Raw genomic sequence first — 15,552 nt, forward strand, 5'->3', positions numbered from 1 at the left:
TATATATTATTTTTCTTAATGTAATAATTGGGGCTTTTTTAGGCAAAAATGGAATAAATGGCAATTATCATATTATATGTGCGTATTTATAATATGATAATTGCACCCTGTTAATGTCCTCCTGCCAGTACTTCTTCCTTTAAAGCTACCCGGCCCGGATATGTTTCTAAGGCCCTGGCCAGGCAGATCATTGCCTTTTTGATGTCTTCCTTGTTCAACACGTATGCTAATCGCACTTCGTTTATGCCCAGTCCTTTGCTTGCATAGAATCCTGTAGCCGGAGCAAGCATTACAGTCTGCTGTTCGTAGGAGAAAGATTCAAGTAGCCATTGGCAGAATTTGTCAGCATTGTCGATAGGTAACCTGGCTATTGCATAGAATGCCCCGCCGGGATTAGGGCAGAACACGCCGGGAATGTCATTTAGCATCTTAACCAGTATATCCCGGCGCCCCTGGTATTCAGCCTTTATTTCGTCAAAATAGTCCGGGGGAAGGTCTACGGCAGCTTCACCTGCTATCTGTGCAAAAGAAGGAGGACTAAGCCTTGCCTGGGCAAATTTCATCACAGCGTCGAGTACTGTCTGATTTTTGGTAACAAGGGCGCCAATTCTACCACCGCAGGCACTGTAGCGTTTAGAGATGGTATCCATAAGGATAACATGTTCTTCCAGACCTTCCAGGTTCATTGCGGAGAAATGCTCGCCGGTATAGCAAAATTCCCTGTACGCTTCGTCAGAGAACAAATAAAGATTATGTTTCAGGCATAGCTCCTTTAGCACTGAAAGCTCTTCCTTGCTGTACAGGTAGCCAGTGGGATTATTGGGATTGCAGATCATGATCGCTTTGGTCCGTGGAGTGATCGCCTTTTCAAAGGCATCCATGGCTGGTAAGGCAAATCCGCTTTCTATATTGGCGGTTATGGTACGTACATGGATCCCCGCTTCAACTGCGAAGCCATTATAGTTGGCGTAAAATGGTTCCGGTACCAGTACCTCGTCACCAGCGTCCAGGCAGGCCATAAAGGCAAACAGAATGGCTTCTGAGCCTCCTGTAGTAACAATGATCTGCTGGTGGTTCAGCCTGATGCCAAACCGCTCATAGTAGGTAACCAGTTTACGACGGTAACTTTCATTGCCGGCGCTATGACTGTATTCAAGGACTTTAAACTCAGAGTGGCGGACAGCGTCCAGTACTGGTTTTGGTGTTTCAATATCCGGTTGCCCGATATTGAGGTGGTAGACTTTGGTTCCCTTCTTTTTAGCTGCTTCTGCATAAGGAACCAATTTCCTGATAGGAGAAGGTGGCATTTGCTCCCCCCTCTTACTAATGGTAGGCATAAATTGTCTTGATTTTGAGTATACAAAGGTAGTTGATATTAGGGGATCTGCAGGCTGAGTTCAGCGTGGAATCTGTTATGGCTTCAAATAAAAAAGCCTTACAGCTCCAGCTGTAAGGCCATTTTATCACTTATACGGGTAATATCTGTATTGAGTTGATTAGTTTTCAACAGTACCAGTCAGGTGAAGTTCTTTGTCCTGATCAACACCTTTTAATCTTACCCAAACAGTTTTATTCTGCTGGCCTAAGCTGTTAGCTGAATAGTTTGCAGTTACTTTACCTTTTTTACCTGGCAGGATTGGTTCTTTAGTCCAGCTAGGAGTGGTACAACCGCAGCTTGCGCGCGCTGTTTCGATTAAAACTGGTTCTTTGGTCGTATTGGTAAATTCGAAATCAACTGATACTGGTTTGTTCAGTTTAGTTTTACCAAAATCAATAGTTTCCTGTTTGAATTTCACTTTGGCATCAACAGGGTTGCCGGTCTGTGTTTGCGCCCAGAGAGCAGTGGTTAACAGCATGCTCGCAAATAGGGATAAGATGAATTTTTTCATGTATAATGTGGTTTTAAAACGATTGGTTAAAAAATAGATCATCGTTTAACTTAATAACAAATTTACAGCCAAAATTAATGCAGCACTAAAGAATTTATTAAAATCTTATTAAAAAAAATCAAATTATTTTACGCGTTACATTTTCAAACGTTTTGCAACTGTATAATTAACTATAATTAACCTTACTTTTGTACTTTAACCAAGAGGCATGATAGAAAACAATGAACTGACTATGAATACGGAAAGCCGGTTGTCATTCGATGAATTTCGGAAGGAAGTACTGGATGATTACCGCCTGGCTTGCGAAAGCAGGGAAGTTAGTCTGCTGGCCCGTAAGGAAGTGCTTACAGGAAAGGCCAAGTTCGGTATTTTCGGAGATGGAAAGGAAGTGGCTCAGATCGCCATGGCCAAGTATTTCAAACCCGGAGATTTTCGCTCGGGTTATTACCGGGACCAGACCTTTGCTTTTGCCAGTGGTATTGCCACACCAGAACAATTCTTTTCGCAGATGTATGCCGATCCTGATCTGGCCAATGAGCCATTTTCAGGTGGACGCCAGATGAACTCTCACTTTGCGACGCCAAATCTTGGGAAGGATGGCAACTGGCTGGATCTTACACAGATCAAGAACACGGCCACGGATATGTCTCCTACTGCTGCGCAGATGCCACGTGCGCTGGGCCTGGCTTTTGCATCCAAGCTGTTCCGGGATGTTGAAGTGTTAAAGGAATTCTCAAAGTTGTCAAATAACGGTAATGAGGTTTGTTTTGCTACCATAGGAGATGCTTCTACTTCGGAAGGTCACTTCTGGGAAACAATGAATGCCGCCGGTGTACTGCAGGTGCCATTAGCAGTTTTTGTATGGGATGATGGTTATGGCATTTCAGTTCCACGTAAATATCAGACTACAAAAGATTCGATCAGCGCCGCGCTTGAGGGGTTCCGTAAAACGGAAGACTCAAATGGCTTTGATATATATAACGTGAAGGGATGGGACTATGCTTCCATGTGCGAGGTGTTTGAAACCGGCATCAGGAAGATCAGGGAAACGCATGTTCCTGCATTGTTCCATGTTGAGGAAATGACGCAGCCGCAGGGACATTCTACCAGTGGTTCTCATGAGCGTTATAAGAGCAAAGAGCGCCTGGCATGGGAAAAGGAGTTTGACTGTAATCATCAGATGAGGCAGTGGATTTTAGAGAATGCACTGGCAGATGAAGCCACCCTGCTCTCTATAGAAGCTGAGGCCAAAACTGTTGCCCAGGATGCCCGTAAAAATGCATGGGAGAAATATATCACGCCCATTCGTCAACAGGTACAGCAGGTGGTGGCACATGGTCAGGCAGTGGCTGCTTTACCAGGTGTAGATGCCGGAATGATAAATAACCTGTTGCATGAGCTACAGGCAAACCGCGAGCCGCTGAGAAGAGATGTACTTAAAACAGCATCTACAATACTGATCTATCATAAAAAGGTGAAAGCTCCCGCAATAGATGCCTTAAAGCATTTTTATGATGACCTGCTCAGCCATGAAAAAGAGAATTACAATTCCCTGTTATATGCAGAAGGAGCAAACTCCGCGCTGAATGTACCTGTGGTACCTGCAGTTTATAATGAAGATTCAGCAACGGTAAATGGATATGAAGTATTGAACAAATACTTCGATCAGCTGATAGAAAACAATCCGAAAGTATTTGCGTTCGGTGAGGATGTGGGTAAAATAGGAGATGTAAACCAGGGATTTGCAGGTCTGCAGCAGAAACATGGAACGCAACGGATCTTTGATACAGGAATCCGGGAGCTTACCATCATGGGGCAGGGCATAGGTATGGCCCTCAGGGGACTTCGTCCAATCGCCGAAATACAATATCTTGATTACCTGATATATGGACTGCAACCACTGAGTGACGATGTGGCCAGTTTGCAATACCGGACAAAAGGTATCCAATATTGCCCCATTATCGTGCGTACCAGAGGACACCGGCTGGAGGGCATCTGGCACTCCGGTTCACCAATGAGCATGATCCTGGGATCTCTGAGAGGTATAAACGTTTGTGTGCCACGTAACATGGTACAGGCTGCCGGTATGTATAATACCTTGCTGTCGGCCAATGAGCCAGCGCTGGTGATTGAATCTCTCAACGGATACAGACTTAAAGAAAAGCTACCTCAGAATCTGGGTAGCTTCACTGTACCATTGGGTGTACCTGAAACGATACATGAGGGTAGTGACATTACGATCGTTTCTTACGGCTCCACCCTACGGGTAATTGAAGAAGCTATTCAGACATTGGAAAAATTGGGAGTTTCCTGTGAACTGATTGATATTCAGACCTTATTGCCTTTTGATACAGGCCATAAAATAGTTGAGTCATTGAAGAAAACGAACCGGATACTCTTCGTTGATGAAGATGTACCTGGCGGTGGTACTGCCTATATGTTCCAGCAGGTAATGGAACTGCAAGGCGGTTACAAATGGCTGGACGTAGCGCCCAGAACCCTGAGTGCACAGGCACATCGTCCTGCATATGGTTCGGATGGCGATTACTTCTCCAAACCTAATGTGGAAGATGTGATCAGGATAGTGATGGAAATGGTGGAAGAATAAGTTTTTAGTTATAAAAAATGAAACGCAAGGCTTTCCGGCCTTGCGTTTTTGCATTTTAGATGTAATTGTAGGTTTAAGAAGATGTTAATACAGTATACAAATATTATGAAATACTTTCATGATAAATCCATTAAAATATAATTGAATAATTATTTAATATACTGATCTTGTTAGCCCTGGAATACAACATTAACCAAATGTTATTTCCTATTGTAAATGATAATTAATATATTAGACATGCTTATTTTTCGTTTGGTCAGGAATGAACGAAAATGAACGAAGATAATAGGTGTTGTGCAGCTAAAATTCAAAAGAATAAAACTAAATTGGATAAACATTTAGTCCACGTTAATAGTTAATAATTCGTCATTTTGTTAGGGCTTGTCAGGAATGACTTCTAAATTAACCATCAACCCAAATCCGTTTATGAAAGCAGGAGTTCTGTTAGTAGAAGATGATCATTTTTTTGCCAAAGTTATCAAGAGCCACCTGGAAAAGGCAGGATATCTGGTAGTACATTGTTCAGATGGAGAGGAAGGCTGGAATACCTTCCTGGAAAGACCATTTGATATCTGTTTACTGGACGTTGTAATGCCGGGAATGGATGGGTTTGCACTGGCAAGGGAGATCAGGGACAGGAATGATAATGTTCCTATCATTTTTACTACTTCGCGCTACATGGAGCAGGATAAGCTTAACGGCTTTGAATGCGGGGGGGATGATTACCTGGTAAAGCCATTTAATATGGAAGAACTGCTCTGCCGGATGGACGTGTTTATGAAAAGAAGCCGTTTGCTGCAAAATGATAAACAGATCGTATTTAAGCTGGGATCACTTATTTTCAACTATAGCGAATTCAAGATCTATCATCCCGGTGGAACTATCAATCTGCCGCCGAAAGAAGCAGAACTGCTGAAGTTCCTTTGTGACAATCCCAACAAGCGGCTGAAAAGAGAAGGCATTTTGCTGAGCGTCTGGGGGAATGATGACTTCTTTACCGGGCGTAGCATGGATGTTTATCTCACGCGCATACGCAAGCACTTCAAGCATGACAATACCATTAAGCTTGAGACTATTCACGGCAAAGGCTTACGCCTGGTGATTGAAAGCGAAGTTTGCCGTGTAATTTGATATACCGATCTATCGATAAAAGAAATGGCCTTGTCTCAGACAAGGCCATTTCTTTTATATTATCACTGCATGTTAGCGCAGATTATGGAATACCTGTTGTACATCGTCATCCTGCTCAAGGCGGTCAATCAGTGTCAGTACTTCCTTCGCCTGCTCTTCGTTCAATTCAACAGTTGTAGCAGGAATACGCTGCAATTCCGCGCTGATCGGAATAATATTTCTCTCTTCAAGCGCTTTCGACATGTTACCGAACTCGGTAAATGGTGTATGCAGCACGATATTGCCTTCACTATCTTCTCCTATTTCTTCCAGGCCCGCATCGATCAGTTCAAGTTCCAGCTCTTCCAGGTTCTGGCCTTCATTTTTTATTTTGAAAACCCCCGTACGGTTGAATAAAAAACCTACTGAACCGCTATTCCCCAAGCTGCCACCTTCCTTATTGAAGTGCATGCGTACGTTGGCTACTGTACGGGTAGGATTATCAGTTGCTGTCTCAACCATTACAGCTACCCCATGTGGCGCATACCCTTCATATACAACTTCTTCGTAATCAGTCTTGTCCTTACCCATAGCACGCTTAATGGCCGCTTCTACACGGTCTTTAGGCATGTTAACACCTTTGGCGTTGGCAACACATCTGCGAAGAGCGGGGTTATTATCCGGATCAGGACCGCCCTGCTTTACCGCAATCGCTATTTCCTTTCCTATCCTGGTAAATTGTTTGGCCATTCTGTCCCATCTGGCAAACATGGTGGCCTTTCTTACTTCAAATATTCTTCCCATATTGGGTATAATTAATTATTAAGAAAATCGAGACGCAAAAATAGTCACTTTTATAGTAAAAATGACTTCCTCCGGCCGCTTAACTGAACAAGGCCGGAAATTCAGACTACCAATGCAGCATGAATTCCGGCCTTGAGATCTTATATCGTGAGATAACCTGATTACAATTTTCTGGCCTTACTGTTCTTGACACTATAACCGAAGTAGATAGCGAAGCCGATCAGCAACCATACGATCAGTCGCGCCCAGTTTTCAATACCCAGGCTGACGATCATTGTCAGACAGAATAAAGCCCCCAGAATAGGTACAAATGGCACCCAAGGCGTTTTAAAGGCACGCTGTAATTCCGGATTGGTCTTTCTCATTACGATCACACCCAGGCAAACCAATACAAAGGCGAACAGGGTACCGATACTGGTCATGTCACCTACCACGCTGTCAGGGATGAAAGCAGCAAAAATGGATACAAATACAAAGAACAAGGCCTGTGATCTGTATGGTGTACGGAATTTAGGATGAAGGTTGGAGAATACCTTTGGTACCAGGCCATCGTTTGACATAGAGTAGAATACCCTTGTCTGACCTAACAGCATCACCAGGATCACAGAAGAGAAACCTGCGAGAATAGCAACCGTTACGAAGGTTGACAACCAGCCATATCCGTGCATGTAAGTATCAATGGCATAAGCTACGGAGGCCTCACCACCCTGTCTCAGGAAGTCTTTATAAGGAGCGATACCAGTCAGCACATAAGAGAAGAGGATGTACAGCAGTGTACAGATAGCCAGTGATACCAGGATACCAACAGGCATATTCTTCTTCGGATTTTTAGTTTCCTGTGCAGCAGTTGATACGGCGTCAAAACCGATGAATGCAAAGAATACTACCCCGGCGCCACGCAGCACCCCGGGTATGCCGTGATACCAGAAGTCGCTATAGTTGATCACCTTACCATTGTGCATGGTCACAGAACCGGCATCCGCAGGAATAGTGAAGGGAGTGTGGTTAGCAGGATTAATGAACTGCCAGCCAAGGAGGATCAGCAGGATTACGATAGCTACTTTAGTAATAACGATGACGTTATTAACGATTGCAGAACCTTCGATACCACGGATCAGCAATAAAGTGAGCAATAACAATATGAAAACTGCAGGCAGGTTCATGATACCGTGTACGCCTGCATCAGAAGTTTCAAAGGGGCTGTGAGACCACTGATATGGTATGACATACGCGGCCCCAAAGACCTTTTCAATGAGTTTATTCAGGTACTGAGACCAACCAATGGCCACAGTAGCCGCACCAAGCGCATATTCCAGCACAAGGTCCCATCCGATGATCCAGGCGATGAATTCACCCATTGTCGCATAGGAGTAGGTATAAGCACTACCGGCAATAGGGATCATTGAGGCAAACTCGGCGTAACAAAGACCTGCCAGGGCACAACCAATAGCAGCGATAATGAAAGAGATCGTAACAGCAGGACCGGCGTGTTGCCCGGCAGCAGCAGCTGTTCTAACAAAAAGCCCCGCACCAATGATAGCGCCTATTCCCAAAGCTATAAGCGATCCTGCCCCTAATGTACGTTTAAGGCCTTTTTCAGATTCGGATGCTTCAGCTAATAACAGGGAGAGTGGCTTTTTTACAAAAAGTTTGCCCATACTAATGAGATATTGTGGTTGACGTTTAAGTGGTTTAGTTGTTGTTTCGTTTTATTACAGATCGCCAAATATAAATATCAAAAAGCAAACCCTGAGCTTTTATTTTATAAATGAAGTCACAACTTTACAGTACTAACCTTATTTTTGGGGAATTTTAGCGTTTAGCACAAATATTAATTGTAATTAAAAGGCTTTGCATGAAGAGATCCAACCGGCTTACACTATTTATTTTCATAGCCATGGTATTGGGAATCCTGACCGGGTATATTGTGAACGTTTGCTATACCGATACCTATGGTGGCGGAAATGCCGGACAGATGGTCTCCGCTGATAACAGCTCCCTTGGCAACACCGCCGGACATATTATAGGTCTCTCTACCGGTAAAGGTACTACCGGAGAAGCCAGGATCCAGAAGTTTGCTGATAACATTTCTATTCTGACTGATATATTCCTGCGACTGGTAAAGATGATCATTGCTCCCCTGGTATTTTCTACATTAGTGGTAGGAGTGGCAAAGCTGGGCGATATCAAAGCGGTAGGACGCATTGGCGGTAAAACTATGTTATGGTTTATTTCAGCTACTTTCATTTCCCTTTTCCTGGGCCTTATGCTGGTGAATATCCTGCAGCCAGGTCATTCCCTGAACCTGCCGGTACCGGATTCTCATGCGAGCAGCGGAGTGGCGGCTGCTGCCATGACACTGAAAGGATTCTTCCAGCACGTATTCCCCGATAGTGTGATCAACGCCATGGCGCACAACGAGATCCTGCAGATCGTTGTGTTCTCACTTTTCTTTGGCGTAGCTACGGCAGCTGTAGGTGAGTTTGGAACCGTTGTGGTAAAATTCATGGATAGCGTAGCCCATATCATGTTGAAAGTGACAGGGTACGTGATGAATTTTGCTCCGTTTGCTGTATTTGGTGCAATGGCGGCAATCATTTCGCAGAAGGGACTTACCATTTTGCTGACCTACGGTAAATTCATAGGCCAGTTTTACCTGGGCCTTGCCTGTTTATGGATAGTATTGGCTTTGGTGGGATTCCTGATACTCGGACGGCGGGTATTCACTTTACTCGGGCTGATAAAAGATCCCTTGTTACTGGCTTTCAGTACAGCCAGCAGCGAAGCTGCCTACCCCCGTACAATGGAAGAGCTGGAAAAATTCGGTTGTGATAACCGTATTGTAAGTTTCGTACTGCCCTTAGGTTATTCCTTTAACCTGGATGGCTCTATGATGTACATGACCTTTGCCAGCCTGTTCATTGCACAGGCCTATAATATGCACCTAGGATTTGAAGAACAGATCTCGATGCTCCTTGTATTAATGATTACCAGTAAAGGAATAGCCGGGGTCCCAAGGGCTTCTCTCGTTGTGATCGCTGGCACACTTTCCATGTTCCATATTCCGGAAGCTGGGTTATTACTGCTGCTGGGAGTGGACCATTTACTGGACATGGGACGTTCAGCTACCAATGTGATTGGTAATGCTATGGCTACCGCAGTGGTATCCAAATGGGAAAACTCCCTTGCGGAAGTCCCGGCTTCGCAGTTAAAGGAAGTATAACAAATCAATAACAGTTTTATGCTTATTTTGCCCGGTGTCTGTTGTATATAGCATTGATGATTTTGTCCAATGCTGGCAGGAGGCAGTGTAAGCGCCTATATTAGTATCTGATTTTGAGATTATTAAAGACTATATGGACCAGTTTATAGAGTTATTCAAGCATCTTATTAACCCACAATGGATCATTGATCATGGTGGCCTGTATCTATTATTGCTGATCATTTTTGCTGAAACGGGGCTTTTTGTAGGGTTTTTCCTGCCGGGAGATTCCCTGCTTTTTGTGGCTGGTATATATGGCGGTTTATTGAGTGAAAGCTTTTTTAATGTTCCTTTTTTCCTCATTATGGTGATGATCTCCGTTGCGGGGGTATTGGGAAATTTTGTGGGTTTTTGGTTTGGCCGTAAATCGGGACCATTACTTTTCAATAGAAAAGATACTTTTTTCTTTAAGCAGAAGCACCTTTACCAGGCGAAGGATTTCTACGATAAATATGGTGGCGGCGCGATATTCCTGGCCCGTTTCCTGCCTATCATCCGGACTTTCGCTCCCATTGTAGCAGGTATCGTACAGATGGAGCGGAAGAAATTTATGTTCTTTAATATCATCAGCTCCTTCTGTTGGGTATTTTCTATGATGCTGGCAGGCCATTACCTGGATAAGTTCTTCCCCACGCTGAAAGAACATCTGGAACTTATTGTAATTATATTAATAATTATTACTACATTACCTGTTATTATTAAACTAGTTTTTGGTAAAGCAAAACATCCGCATCCTACTCACACCGATGTGAATGAATAAAAACAGGCCCGTTATGCAATCCGGCAACCGTTCCGCGTCAATCTTAAATGTCGCAGTGATAGTAGCTTCATTGGGATATTTCGTTGATATCTATGATCTGTTATTATTTACGATCCTGAGAGTTCCCAGTCTGAAAGACCTGGGCGTGCCTCAGTCAGAAATTGACTCAGGTGTAGGGCTGTTACTGATAAATGTACAGATGGCAGGCTTGCTTGTCGGAGGGATCTTCTGGGGAATTGTCGGAGACAAGAAAGGCCGGCTCAAGGTCTTGTTTGGTTCCATACTACTTTATTCAATTGCCAATATTGCCAATGGTTTTGTAACGGGTACCACCGGCTACCTGTTCTGGCGTTTTGTTGCGGGACTGGGGCTCGCGGGGGAACTGGGCGCCGGCATTACGCTGGTAGCCGAAATATTGCCCAAAGAAAAGAGGGGATACGGTACCATGATAGTGGCTACCGTGGGTGTATCCGGTGCTGTTGCCGCCAATTTGATTGCGAAGGTAGTACCTGACTGGCGTTATTGTTATTTTATAGGAGGTGGATTAGGCCTGTTACTGCTCATCCTGCGTATCAGCGTAATGGAATCTCATATGTTCAACCAGACAGCTGAAAAAAATACTGTAGGAAGGGGAGAGTTCCTTGCCCTGTTTAATAACAAAGACCGTTTTTTCCGGTATTTGAAATGTGTGCTCCTGGGCGCTCCTACCTGGTTTGTAGTAGGAATATTAGTGGCATTCTCCAATAAATTCGCTGTAGAAATGGGTGTGAAGTCTGTCATTAATCCAGGAGATGCAGTGGCATTTTGTTATGCCGGACTGGTGCTGGGCGATTTTTCCAGCGGCTTACTTAGCCAGCTATTGAAAAGCCGGCGAAAAGTGATGATGATCTTCCTGACATTAACTGCAGTATGTGTCTTTTTCTATCTTAATCTTCACGGTGCAGAAAAGTGGCTTTTCTATACCGTTTGTTTCCTGCTTGGTTTCAGTGTAGGCTTCTGGGCTATCTTTGTTACGATAGCTGCAGAAAGTTTTGGTACTAATCTCAGAGCTACTGTGGCCATTACCGTACCTAACTTTGCACGTGGTATGCTACCGCTGATCACGATGTTATTTGCCTTTGCACAGCACTACTTTAGTTACCTGCAAAGCGGTGCATTGGTAGCCGTGATCTGTATCGCGGCTTCGTTAATAGCGTCTTATACTGTAGAAGAAACTTTCGGGAAAGACCTTAATTACGTGGAAGAAATAAACTCTTCGGAAGAAGAAGAGAATATAAAAAAACTTTCGGCTGATTGAGTATTTATACTCAGTTGGCATGGAAGGATTCCCGGCTTAATAGCGTGTCAGGATCTTATCGAGGAGCATGTTCAGTTGCAATGCTTCCTCTTCTGTCAATGACAATTTCAGGGAATCTTCAAGATCCGGAAGGTCTACATCCATTACCTTAAGCAAGGCCAATCCTTTCTCTGTGATCTGTACATCCACGGCCCTGCGGTCTACCTCACTGCTTTTCCTTTCCACTAATCCGGCCTTGCGCAGGCGCTCGACAAGACGTGAAACATCACTCATTTTGTCCAGCATTCTCTCTTTTAAGGTGTTGATATTAGCAGCTTTAGGGTGTTGGCCGCGTAGTATTCTCAGTATATTATACTGTTGCATGGTAATGTCAAACTTCTTGAAGAATTGTTGATGACGTGACACTATCCAGTTGCCGACGAAAATGAGACCTATTAACCCTTTATTATACTCGCTGGTAAATGTTTTCTGCGAGATGAGCTTTTCTATGTTTGACATAAGTGAGAATATAGTCGGGTTAAAAATACGAATATCAATCATGCATTTGGCAAACAAAACATCACGTTTTGTATAATAACCGTTGAAACGAATGTAACAAATCTTTTCAGAGTCAGAAAGGATTTATTCCTGGGAATAGTAAGAGGAGAGAGGAGAGAGAGGATAGGGCATTCCCGGAATGACATAACAAAGGCTGACTGATAGCCGGATCATTTTTGGCTATTAGTCAGCCTTTTATAGGATGAATATATTATGCAATCACTTTCATGTTGTCTAATACGTCCATAACTTCTTTAACGTGGGTGGCAGAGGTTGCGAGTAATGCCTTTTCGCTGTCATTGAGCTGCAACTCAAGGATCTTTTCGATACCATTTTTTCCCAGCACAACAGGAACGCCGAGATATATGTCTTTTAGTCCATACTCACCGGTCAGCCATGCGCAGCAGGGGAATATTCTCTTTTCATCTTTCAATATGGCTTCTACCATCTGTGCAGCAGCAGCTCCCGGTGCATACCAGGCGGATGTGCCCAGCAGGTTCACGATCTCGCCGCCCCCTACTTTGGTGCGTTGTATAATGGCTTCCAGTTTATCCGGAGCAATGAGTTCTGTAACAGGAATACCTGATACGGTTGTATAACGTGGCAGTGGCACCATAGTGTCTCCATGTCCTCCCATCAGGATGGCCTGGATGTCTTTGGGGGAACAGTTGATCTCCTCTGCAAGGAACGCACGGTAGCGGGCAGTATCGAGGATCCCGGCCATACCGAACACCTTACTGCTGTCTTTCTGGGCAGTCAGGTAGGCGCAGTAAGTCATCACGTCCAGTGGATTACTTACCACGATGATAATAGCATCCGGTGAATGCTTGACAATGTTTTCCGTAACCGATTTTACAATATTGGCATTGGTAGAGATAAGGTCATCCCTGCTCATACCCGGTTTCCGGGGCAATCCGGAAGTGATGACAACTACATCACTATCAGCGGTTTTGAGATAATCGTTCGTGACACCCGTTATCCTGGTGCTATAGTAATCAATCGGGGCCTGCTGCCAGCTATCCAACGCCTTTCCTTCTGCAGTGCCTTCTTTAATATCCAACAACACAATCTCCTGCAAAAAATCTCTGTGGGCCAGCACATTAGCACAGGTTGCGCCTACATTACCAGCTCCTACGACAGTAACTTTCATCGTTTGTATTAAATTTTAAGGTGAAGAATATGAGGATAAACAAATGTAACCAATCGCCACTGAAACAGGCCCGCAATGTTAATTCAGGTATTCCTGCAGCTGTTCCAGTTTCACGGTGCCTTCAAAGCCTTTCACGAACTGCTGCTTTTTGTCATAAATGAACAGTCCGGGAAAGTAATGCAGGTTGTAGAAATACATGATCTGACGGGTCGGCTCGCTGGCCATTATAATATTGGGGTAGTTTTTGATGTTATAATTATTATAATACACCTTCATCTGGTCCGGCTGAAAAGGTGTGACCATCAGGATCTGTGTCTTTTTGAACTTATCGATGTTCTTGAGCACCTCTTCTGTCAGTTGTTTACAGTGGTCGCAATCTACACTAAAAACAAAAACAATTGTCTTAACGTTCTTTCTCAGGTCATTTTTGGTAATAACATGGCCGTCGGGCAAAGTAAGCGGGAAAGAGGGTACTATCGGATACTGAAGATAAGGAGGCTGATCCTTAGGCACAGACACCGTTCTGGTTTGAGCTTGTAACAGGAACGGCAGGCAACAGCAACATAAAAGGAGCAGGTATCGTCTCATAAGTCTGATTTTTGAACGCTTGATTTTTGTACGGGACTAAAGGTATCGAATTTTGTAATAGTCTATAAACCAAAGCAAGGAAGTATCCGAACCTTTATTTGAGCGGTTTTTTTACTTAAAAAAGGACTATTCCGGGGCGCTGGAAGGTAAGTATGGACATACTTACCATTTTTTTATAAAAAAATTACTAGATTACCCTTCCTTACACTATGTTTGCATTCCTAAAAAAAATAATAGGTAAGAATAGGGTCTCTATATAACACTAAAACAAGTTAGGAAGCAATCAGTTCCATGAGGGATTTTGCCAGAATGAATTACTTTTGCAGTCCTAATGTATTTTTAACTTTAAATTTAAGTATCCTTTTATGGCTACCACTGCAGATATCAGAACAGGATTAATCATAAAGCTGGAAAACAGCTTATATTCTGTTGTAGAGTTTGGTCAGAACAAAACAGCCCGTGCAGCAGCTAAAGTATGGGCTAAACTGAAAGGTGTTGACAATAGCAGGTCTATTGAGCATACCTGGAACTCCGGCGACACAATATACCCTGTACGTGTTGAAAAGAAAACTTACCAGTTTTTATACCAGGATGACAGTGGGTTCAATTTCATGGATAACGAGACCTTTGAGCAAATCGCACTGCCGGAGTCAATGATCGATGCTCCCCAGTTCCTGAAAGAAGGCCAGGAAGTAGCCGTATCTATTAATACAGAGACCGAACAACCAATGAGCGTTGAGTTGCCTGACAAGATCGTTGTAAAAGTTACTTACTCCGAGCCTGGTCTGAAAGGTGATACCGCTACCCGTACACTTAAGCCTGCCACAGTTGAAACCGGTGCTACAGTGAACGTTCCCCTGTTCGTAAACGAAGGAGAACTGATCAGGGTAAACACCAAGAACGGTGAATACATCGAGAGAGTAAAAGAATAGTTTTAGTCCATATATTATCTACTTACAAGCATTTCTAAACCAAAAACTGTCTACATGGATTTTAAACAGATTCAGGAGCTGGTAAAGATGGTCAACAAGTCCAACATCAGTGAACTGAGCATAGAGCAGGACAAGTTTAAGATTACAATAAAGCAAAAAGATAACGAACCACCAGTGTATACTGTTCCAGCAGTAGCACCTGTTTATCAACCAGCACCTCAGGCAGCTCCTGCAGCTCCGGCTCCACAAGCTGCTCCTGCAGCAGAAGCTAAGCCGGCAGAAGCTAAAGCGGATAACCTGGTAACCATTAAATCTCCTATGATCGGTACCTTCTACCGTAGCCCTGGCCCTGACAAGCCTTCCTTCGTGAATGTAGGCGATGAGGTAGCTCCCGGTAAAGTGGTTTGTATCATCGAAGCGATGAAACTCTTCAACGAGATTGAAAGTGAAGTAAGTGGTAAGATCGTAAAAGTACTGGTGGACGACGCTTCCCCTGTGGAGTACGATCAGCCTTTGTTTTTGGTAGAACCTTAATTTTTATATAAAAGGTTGGAATATTATGAGAAGGAAAGGAGACTTGCCTGCCTCATAGTTTTCCAACCTTTTAGGTTTATT

14 protein-coding genes are annotated in these 15,552 nt (G+C 43.8%); 7 read left to right on the forward strand and 7 right to left on the reverse strand.

The annotated features are described in order from the left end of the window. Window positions 1–110: 110 nt before the first annotated feature. The gene (locus MYF79_RS08295) at window positions 111–1,337 is read right to left on the reverse strand and encodes a pyridoxal phosphate-dependent aminotransferase (protein WP_247813380.1); all 1,227 of its coding nucleotides are present in this window, start codon (window positions 1,335–1,337) and stop codon (window positions 111–113) included. Window positions 1,338–1,496: 159 nt separating this feature from the next. Beyond that, window positions 1,497–1,889 carry a DUF1573 domain-containing protein gene (locus MYF79_RS08300; RefSeq protein ID WP_199657740.1) on the reverse strand — a complete coding sequence of 131 codons (393 nt, stop codon included), beginning with the start codon at window positions 1,887–1,889 and terminating at the stop codon, window positions 1,497–1,499. 208 nt (window positions 1,890–2,097) lie between these two features. Here MYF79_RS08300 and MYF79_RS08305 point away from each other — a divergent pair, with 208 nt between their 5' ends. Together MYF79_RS08305 and MYF79_RS08310 are read left to right on the forward strand one after the other, a co-directional pair. Continuing rightward, complete coding sequence (locus tag MYF79_RS08305; protein ID WP_247813381.1) at window positions 2,098–4,497, forward strand: thiamine pyrophosphate-dependent enzyme; 2,400 nt, start codon at window positions 2,098–2,100, stop codon at window positions 4,495–4,497. Window positions 4,498–4,923: 426 nt separating this feature from the next. Continuing rightward, on the forward strand, window positions 4,924–5,628 hold the full coding sequence (locus tag MYF79_RS08310; RefSeq protein ID WP_199657738.1) for a response regulator transcription factor: 705 nt from the start codon (window positions 4,924–4,926) through the stop codon (window positions 5,626–5,628). Window positions 5,629–5,700: 72 nt separating this feature from the next. Here MYF79_RS08310 and MYF79_RS08315 read toward each other — a convergent pair whose 3' ends face one another. Together MYF79_RS08315 and MYF79_RS08320 are read right to left on the reverse strand one after the other, a co-directional pair. Beyond that, entirely contained in the window at window positions 5,701–6,411 is a 711-nt protein-coding gene (locus MYF79_RS08315) for a YebC/PmpR family DNA-binding transcriptional regulator (protein WP_199657737.1), read from the reverse strand. A 161-nt stretch (window positions 6,412–6,572) separates the two neighbouring features. Continuing rightward, the gene (locus MYF79_RS08320) at window positions 6,573–8,069 is read right to left on the reverse strand and encodes an amino acid permease (protein WP_199657736.1); all 1,497 of its coding nucleotides are present in this window, start codon (window positions 8,067–8,069) and stop codon (window positions 6,573–6,575) included. 197 nt (window positions 8,070–8,266) lie between these two features. On the opposite strand from MYF79_RS08320, the gene MYF79_RS08325 reads away from it, so the two are divergent. The 3 genes from MYF79_RS08325 to MYF79_RS08335 all read left to right on the forward strand — a co-directional run bounded on the left by MYF79_RS08325 (window position 8,267) and on the right by MYF79_RS08335 (window position 11,730). Continuing rightward, the gene (locus MYF79_RS08325; protein ID WP_247813382.1) at window positions 8,267–9,634 is read left to right on the forward strand and encodes a dicarboxylate/amino acid:cation symporter; all 1,368 of its coding nucleotides are present in this window, start codon (window positions 8,267–8,269) and stop codon (window positions 9,632–9,634) included. A gap of 133 nt (window positions 9,635–9,767) precedes the next feature. Beyond that, window positions 9,768–10,433: a DedA family protein gene (locus MYF79_RS08330; RefSeq protein WP_247813383.1), complete on the forward strand. Its 666-nt coding sequence runs from the start codon at window positions 9,768–9,770 to the stop codon at window positions 10,431–10,433. 13 nt (window positions 10,434–10,446) lie between these two features. Next, window positions 10,447–11,730: an MFS transporter gene (locus MYF79_RS08335; RefSeq protein ID WP_247813384.1), complete on the forward strand. Its 1,284-nt coding sequence runs from the start codon at window positions 10,447–10,449 to the stop codon at window positions 11,728–11,730. Between the two features lie 36 nt (window positions 11,731–11,766). On the opposite strand, the gene MYF79_RS08340 is transcribed toward MYF79_RS08335, so the two are convergent. From MYF79_RS08340 to MYF79_RS08350, 3 genes are all read right to left on the reverse strand, one after another. Further along, window positions 11,767–12,228 carry a MarR family winged helix-turn-helix transcriptional regulator gene (locus tag MYF79_RS08340; RefSeq protein WP_199657732.1) on the reverse strand — a complete coding sequence of 154 codons (462 nt, stop codon included), beginning with the start codon at window positions 12,226–12,228 and terminating at the stop codon, window positions 11,767–11,769. Window positions 12,229–12,478: 250 nt separating this feature from the next. Then, a complete protein-coding gene (mdh, locus tag MYF79_RS08345; protein WP_247813385.1) occupies window positions 12,479–13,417 on the reverse strand; it encodes a malate dehydrogenase in 939 nt (312 codons plus the stop codon). 78 nt (window positions 13,418–13,495) lie between these two features. Continuing rightward, a complete protein-coding gene (locus MYF79_RS08350) occupies window positions 13,496–14,005 on the reverse strand; it encodes a thioredoxin fold domain-containing protein (protein WP_247813386.1) in 510 nt (169 codons plus the stop codon). 365 nt (window positions 14,006–14,370) lie between these two features. Between MYF79_RS08350 and efp the strand changes: the two genes are divergently transcribed. Both efp and accB read left to right on the forward strand, forming a co-directional pair. After that, window positions 14,371–14,937 carry an elongation factor P gene (gene efp / locus MYF79_RS08355; protein WP_236391038.1) on the forward strand — a complete coding sequence of 189 codons (567 nt, stop codon included), beginning with the start codon at window positions 14,371–14,373 and terminating at the stop codon, window positions 14,935–14,937. Between the two features lie 54 nt (window positions 14,938–14,991). After that, window positions 14,992–15,471, forward strand: a complete 480-nt coding sequence (gene accB / locus MYF79_RS08360; protein ID WP_247813387.1) for an acetyl-CoA carboxylase biotin carboxyl carrier protein — start codon at window positions 14,992–14,994, stop codon at window positions 15,469–15,471. Window positions 15,472–15,552 lie beyond the last annotated feature (81 nt).

Source organism: Chitinophaga filiformis, assembly GCF_023100805.1.
GTDB classification, from domain to species: domain Bacteria; phylum Bacteroidota; class Bacteroidia; order Chitinophagales; family Chitinophagaceae; genus Chitinophaga; species Chitinophaga filiformis_B.